Source organism: Methanoregula sp. (genome assembly GCF_002835825.1).
Taxonomy (GTDB): Archaea; Halobacteriota; Methanomicrobia; order Methanomicrobiales; family Methanospirillaceae; genus Methanoregula.
The window spans coordinates 1-1478 of record NZ_PIZH01000511.1; the positions used below are offsets into that span (position 1 = coordinate 1).

At 53.9% G+C, this 1478-nt stretch carries 4 protein-coding genes; all 4 read left to right on the top strand.

What is annotated here, in order from left to right:
• Positions 1 to 190, top strand: a 190-nt coding sequence (locus tag CW742_RS12785; RefSeq protein ID WP_292420958.1) for a hypothetical protein, incomplete at its 5' end; no start/stop codon positions are given.
• Between the two features lie 28 nt (positions 191 to 218).
• Positions 219 to 455, top strand: coding sequence for a thioredoxin family protein (locus CW742_RS12790; RefSeq protein WP_292420960.1), 237 nt, complete (start codon positions 219 to 221; stop codon positions 453 to 455).
• A gap of 4 nt (positions 456 to 459) precedes the next feature.
• Positions 460 to 912, top strand: coding sequence for a putative zinc-binding protein (locus CW742_RS12795; protein ID WP_292420963.1), 453 nt, complete (start codon positions 460 to 462; stop codon positions 910 to 912).
• A 13-nt stretch (positions 913 to 925) separates the two neighbouring features.
• A complete protein-coding gene (locus CW742_RS12800; RefSeq protein WP_292420966.1) occupies positions 926 to 1279 on the top strand; it encodes a putative zinc-binding protein in 354 nt (117 codons plus the stop codon).
• Positions 1280 to 1478: the final 199 nt, after the last annotated feature.

The following is a 1478-nucleotide window of genomic DNA, read 5'->3' on the forward strand; positions in this document are numbered from 1 at the left end:
CATGACCGGCATTACGATGCTCGATGAGAGCATAGCCGCGGTGCGGGAACAGAACCTGGGGAATGACTCAGCCATCAGCGAGGCGCTGATGAAGAAGATCCGGGTCTATAACTATGTCCCGCCAGGTGTTGCGGAAGCTTATGCACGGGCGATCATGGATGAGTACAAAAAAGGCATTGAAAAAGAGTAGAACATAAATTGCTTTCTGTGGAGATACCATGACAAAGATCGAAGTGCTCGGGACCGGCTGCGCGAAATGCAAACGCCTGTTTGAAAACGTGCAGGCAGCGGTAAAGGAACTCGGCATTGCAGCTGAGGTTGTGAAGGTCGAAGACCTGGATGCGATTATTGAGGCAGGGGTCATGATGACCCCGGCGCTCTTCATCAACGGGGAAGTCGTTGCTGAAGGCAGAGTGCCGGACGTGAACGAGATCAAATCATTGTTACAGGAGTGAAAAAATGGCAGAAATACCATCATGTTCATGCGGACAGAACGAGAAGAAGCGGATCATATTCCCCTGTGCCGGGCAGGCAAACACCGGGCAACTGACCAACCTTGCAGCCCTCCAGCTGACCGAGGAAGGGTACGGGAGCATTGCCTGCGTGGCACTGCTCGCGATCGGATCAGAGAACCTTGTTGCAAATGCATTAAACGCGGACGAGGTTGTCATCCTGGATGGCTGCCCGATGCTCTGCGCAAAGAAGATTGCAGGAGCACAGGGTGTTGCGGCAGGGCAGCATATTGTGTTGACTGAAATCGGGATCACGAAAGGGCCCTCGAAGAATTACACGCAGGACGATATCGAGAAGGTCGTATCAGCCTGCTGGAAAGGAGAAGGCCGGGTGAAAACCGCAGCACCAGCGGATAAGAAAGGCGGCGGGTGCGGCTGCGGGTGCAACGGGACCTGCTGAACACAGGGATTTCATGACATACACCCTCGTTACCTGCTCTGGCATCTCAAATACCGGCAAACTCACCACACAGGCCGGGATGCTCCTGATGCAGAGAAAGCCGGGAATGTTCCTCTGCATGAACTGCAAACAGTCCGCCGAATCCCTCAAAATGGATGCAGGAAGTGCAGAACGGCTGATCGTGCTCGACGGATGCACGGACTGTTGTGCAACAAAGAAACTCACCGCAGCCGGCCTCTCCGCGGACGCCCATATCATCGCCACTGAACTCGGGATCGAGAAGAACGGCATGGCTGATGTGAAGTATGACGAGATCGAGAAGCTGGTCCGGGCAGTTATTGACAGGGTATCCTGCCCGACAGAATGAGAATCGGGCGCGTGTGGACGTGATGGGATGAAAGGTCCAACAGAACAACACCCGGGCACAGGGTTTATGCAGGGCGGTTCGCACACGATAATTAGTGAGGAATCAGCATGAACAAACCAGAATCAGCATATGATAATTTCAGCAAAGGGATAACCTGCTCGGCAGCGGTCTTTGGAGCGTTTGCACAGGATCTCGGACT